Origin of the sequence: Chthonomonas sp. (genome assembly GCF_035294165.1) — a bacterium.
Taxonomy (GTDB): domain Bacteria; phylum Armatimonadota; class Chthonomonadetes; order Chthonomonadales; family Chthonomonadaceae; genus Chthonomonas.
On sequence record NZ_DATGLN010000017.1, the window covers coordinates 1 to 4,905 of the forward strand.

General features: G+C 56.9%; 4 protein-coding genes. 2 read left to right on the forward strand and 2 right to left on the reverse strand.

What is annotated here, in order from left to right; all coding sequences use genetic code 11:
* Positions 1–470: 470 nt before the first annotated feature.
* A complete protein-coding gene (locus VKV29_RS00470; protein WP_324199331.1) occupies positions 471–641 on the reverse strand; it encodes a hypothetical protein in 171 nt (56 codons plus the stop codon).
* Positions 642–828: 187 nt separating this feature from the next.
* On the opposite strand from VKV29_RS00470, the gene VKV29_RS00475 reads away from it, so the two are divergent.
* Positions 829–2,085: an HD domain-containing protein gene (locus VKV29_RS00475; RefSeq protein ID WP_324199332.1), complete on the forward strand. Its 1,257-nt coding sequence runs from the start codon at positions 829–831 to the stop codon at positions 2,083–2,085.
* Between the two features lie 52 nt (positions 2,086–2,137).
* Here the strand turns inward: VKV29_RS00475 and VKV29_RS00480 are convergent, their stop codons facing one another.
* Positions 2,138–2,323, reverse strand: a complete 186-nt coding sequence (locus VKV29_RS00480; RefSeq protein WP_324199333.1) for a hypothetical protein — start codon at positions 2,321–2,323, stop codon at positions 2,138–2,140.
* 2,287 nt (positions 2,324–4,610) lie between these two features.
* Between VKV29_RS00480 and VKV29_RS00485 the strand changes: the two genes are divergently transcribed.
* Positions 4,611–4,820, forward strand: a complete 210-nt coding sequence (locus VKV29_RS00485) for a hypothetical protein (protein ID WP_324199334.1) — start codon at positions 4,611–4,613, stop codon at positions 4,818–4,820.
* The last annotated feature ends 85 nt before the right edge of the window (positions 4,821–4,905 follow it).

A 4,905-nucleotide genomic window follows, 5' to 3' on the forward strand; every position in this document is an offset into this window, starting at 1 on the left:
GATTATTTTCTTAAACCTCGTAATAGCCCTGGCCGCCGGGTCCTTCCAGTGTACAGAGCGGCGGCAGCGAAGGTAAGAGGAGAGCAGGGACAGAATGCCCCGCGATTTCCCCGCGAAGCCCCATACTCAACACTGGTTTCGTGAAACCACACCCCTTCGCGCGCGTCCCCCTCTCATCCGCTCGTATATGCAGTCATCCCCCCACCCCTGTCATCCTGAGCGGCAGCGAAGGATCCACCCGCCCCCTCCCGTAATAGAGTGGTACGTGAGGAGCGGGCGCCGCCCGCTCCTCACGTACCACTCTATTACATTTGCGAAGCACCGCAGGTGCCGAGTCGTCCGGGAAGAGCGCCCCGGCGCGAGCATCTCTTGCCTTCGCACATCCCCCCATCCCACCCTCTCACGCGGCTTGAGGCCCTGCAAGACTTGATTTTTTAACGCCGGACCAGTACAGGGAAAAGTAGAAGATGCTATAACAATCCCTCCGGCGTGGCGGCCTGGAGGTGAATGACGGCAGGCTCACCGCTATCACGAGCCTGCGAACGGTGAAGGTTCACCGCTCTTCCCTTCACCTGCGGAGTCGAGCTTGCTCCTCCGTTGCCATCCGAAGAGCGTCGAGCGCGATGGCTTGATGCACGCACACTCTCCCTGCGTGCATCCTTGAGAGAGCCTGGCGCTATACGAATCATAAGCCGCGACCAGGGAACCATGCGCCTGCATATGTTCCTGGTCGCGGCTTTTTACTGTCAGGGGCGCGAGGAAATGCCACACCTCGTGCCCCTTTTTGCGCTCGCGCTGCCTGCCGGGAGCGCCAGGAGGAGAAAAAATATGAAGCTGCCAAGTTGGTTGGAGCCAACTCCGACGATTCTGCGAATTGAAGACCCGATACATGGGGCCTTTACGCTGTTTGGTCTGGAAGCCCAGCTAGTAAATACTTCCCCTTTCCAGCGGTTGCGGGGGGTGGGGCAACTCCCCGCGAAGCTGATTATACCGACTGCTAACCATAGTCGGTACGAGCATAGCATAGGAGTGTACTTCCTGGGACGTAAGGCGATTGCCCATTTATGGGCGCTGGGAGATTTGAGGGGGACCCAGCAAACTACTTTAAGAGAATTCCTGGTAGCTTGTTTGCTCCATGATATAGGGCATCGACCTTTTTCTCATACTCTTGATCCGGTAGATGGATTACAAACTCATGAGAAAGTAGGTAGAGAAATTATTCAAGAGGGGGAAATCGCTAACATTATCAAGAAAAAGAGGCTTTCTCCCCAAAGGGTGGCGGATTTCATTGATCCACCTGAGAAGCAGGTTGCATGCAAGGCTCTTCTAAGCCTCCTTTCCGGGTGGATGGACGTGGACAAGCTTGACTATGTGCCCAGAGATGGGTTTTACACAGGACTGCTGTCCAGCCCGTACTCGATTGAATGCGACAAAATTCTGAACGGCCTTCGGATCCAGAACGGAGAGCTTCTTCTGCAACAAGAAGCACTGAAACCCGTTCAGGTTGTAAGAAAATTAAGAGAGGAATTGTATGCTCAGGTTTACTGGCATCCAGACGTCCGAACGTATGATAGGATGATTAATAGGGCAGTGGAGGACGCGTTGATTAATGGAGCACTTTCTCCCGATCTGATCGGGAGATTGGGTGATGAGCGCTTGCTTACAATGCTGGGGAACAGCAACATGCCCTCCAGCACAAGAGAACTATCTCGCGCTTTTCAGAAGCGCCAGAAGTATCGCGAGCTGCTGACTTTATCAAATTTTCATCTTCCTGGGGTAACACTTGAAATGAAGGCACCCCAGCGCCGATGGGTTGAGCAACAGATGGGAGTGAAGTTCAAACTAAATAGCCATTCTATCTTGTTGGATCTTCCCCGGATCATGGGGCGGGATGATCCTCCCCGGATCTTAAACTCCGATGGGGGAGTTCTCTCCTGGCAGGAGGTCACGGGCGAGGACCTGCGCGCGCCTCGCTGGCCCGAGGTGCAGCAAGTGCCGCGCGTCCTCTGTGCGCCTCACCTCTATGACGACTTGAAGGAAAAGCGGCAAGAGGTATGGGAGGCGCTCGCTCGCGCCCTGTCCTAATTTCGTCTCAGCCCTTCATTCCATAACCCCACCCCCACCCGGCTTTGTGCTGTCACAGAGCCGGGTGGGGGTGTTGTTTTCCGCTTTCACAGAGGTCGGTGAGGCGAACTGCCCCCGGCAAAAAGGAGGTCATCATGTTGTTCGTCCATTTGCAGGCTTCGGAGTCCTTCTTCAGTTTGCTCATCTCTGCGCTTGGGGGGCCTGCGGCCCTCGTCCAGGTGGGAAGTATAGGATTCATTCTCCTCATTCTCCTCATTTCTTTCCGACTATTCGAAAAGTATGGCAGCTTTTACTTGGTACTATCACGTGGCTTTGCACTGCTGACCGGGGGGCTGGCAGCCTGGGGGCTGTCCCGCTTAATAAGAGGGACTCCCGCGTCCCTATCAGTAGTTTTGCTCGGCATTGCTTTCTTATACAATCAGCTACAGGCGGAGTCCGCCAGCGCCATTGCGGCTGGGGGATACCGCCCTGAGACCCCCCAGGAGATGGCCGAGGTGGCGAGAAAGGCGGTGGGCACGATGTTTATATCGTTTGCTGGGATGGTATTGATATCGCTGGTGGTGGCGGTGGGGCAGGTCGTTCTGCCCCTTCTGGGGTTCGTCCCGGGGACGGCGCCAGCACTGGTAGTAACAGGGATGGCCCAATCAGTGATTGGGCCTGGGGTCGGGTTGGTCGCAGTTATCATACTTGCCAGGGGCGGGTTGCGGGGGACCCGTCAAACGTTCCTCGATAGAACCTTTGAGGAGGTGGCGCGACTGAGGAGGGAGGTATACCTCCTTGCCTTGCTGCTCTTCGTGGTGGCAGCCCTTTGTGGGGCTGCTGCCTGGTTCTACAGGGGGCAACCAGGAGTGCTACCGGTCCCGCTCGCCGTCCAAACCGTAGGGCCGGCGGCCATTAGCTCCCTCATAGGGGGCTACCTGGGCGCCGTCATGAACTGGTTTGTCCGAATGGGGCACATGCCCCATTCGAGAAGAGAGGAGGGGGAGTATTACAAATCTATTCTCATAAGCTCCAGTCTGACGCTACTCTCAGCTCTATTAGGGTTCGGGGCAGCAAGTCTGCTGGGGAGTGTACTCTTTTTCGGGTTCCCGCGGGCGATTCAGCAAAACTTATTCTCTACAATGCAAACGGTTATTAGCTCCGCAGTCGATACAGTGCGGTATGGAATTTATGCCGCGCTGCGGACGAATCGCATGTCCCTTGCCGTCGCGATGGCGGCAGGGTTTGATCGGCCGAAAGAGCTAATAAGTGAATTGGGAGATAGAGTTTCGGCGGCCGGGTTTGTAGAGAAGCTAGGGACGTTAGATGTACGTAGCCTAAGATTTTTGTTCAGCAATCTATGGAGCCTGGAGTTGAGTGATCAGTTTCAAGTATGCGAAGCTCTGTGCCATGCGCTTGCGGAGAATCGGGTGGTTGGGCGGAGAGTGGTGAATAGTTTAAAAGAAAGCACTCTCCTCCTTATACTAATCCCAGGGCGGCTCAACGTAGCCGCCCTCAATCTCCTCCCACCGCAGAAGTTATACTCTTTCATCGAGGGAGGAGAGCTAAGTGAAAGAATTTTGCGGAAGGCTTTAAGTTCTCTGACGCCGGAGGAGGTCGCGTGGGTAATGAAGGCGCTTGTGGACTGCGGCGCCCTGCGCTTCGGATTCGTCGAATGGGCACTGATACCCTTTCTGACAGAGCCTGTATGGGAATGCATTCTGCGGTATCACCCGGAGACCTTACCAAACATGGGCTCTAGATTGATATTCCAATATTGTCAGGAGTCCCCCTCATACGCTCACGCTCTTCAGAGCGTGAGCGGTTCGGCCGCTCCGACCACTCCAACGCAGCCCCCACAACCGCCGGCCGGGGCGCCGCAGCCGCCCCACGCGCAGCCAGCCCCCCCCAGTCAGCCCGATCCTACAGCACCGCAAACGGCCTACCCACCTCTCCCACCGCCGTCCCCCACTCGGCCGGGTGGTCCCACGCAGGGCAGCCCCTCCCCAGGGCGGCCACGGTCCCCCGATCAGCGCCGTAGGGCAAGGGACGCGCGTTTGAGAGGCCCGCAAGCCTCCTCAGCGAAGGCAGAGCCTGCGCAGGCTCTGCCTCCGTCCTCAGCGGAACCTGTCACTGAGGAGGAGACAGGCTCACGTCTGCCCGAGCAGCCAATCACTCGGCCTGCCTCTATGCAGACGCAGGCGGGTGCCCCGAGGACTCAGCAGCCCACCTCCCCTCCTGTACAAGCGCCCCCCACGCAGCCGGGTTCCCTCAAACAGACGGCCAGGCAGCCGTCCGCGAAGCCGGCGCGCGGGGCAGACACTGAGAAACGCCGCCGCCGGCGGCGGAACAAGCAGCAAAATAAATAATCTCCCCGGGCCGGGCCACAACGCGGTGGCCCGCCCATTTTCACAATATTCCCGATGAAAGGGGGTGATGCCGTTTCTCTACGGGCGGGATCACAACGCGGTGGCCCGCCCATTTTATTGGCCTCGTAGTGCGTTTCTGGAGCACTTAGTCACCTCTTCTGATGAAAGGAGGAAATTATGTTAGAATGGACCAAAGCGGCAGACTCTTTCTTTGGGGTAGGACCACTCGGACGTAATGAAATAGAAGCAAAGGAGCTCGCCTATAACGTGCCCATGGAAGAATTTCTTAGAGAACTGATCGAAGAAGATCCCGAAAGGGAAACCGTTCGGGATGAAGAATTGGGAGCGGCTCTAGCACTTTGGGCCGGAAAACATCCGGCAGATTAGTTGCTGGAAGCGCTCCTCTCCGCTCCCACGGGGCCGGCTGCATATGCAGCCGGCCCTCGTACCATCCAGTTACCAGGCTCTATTT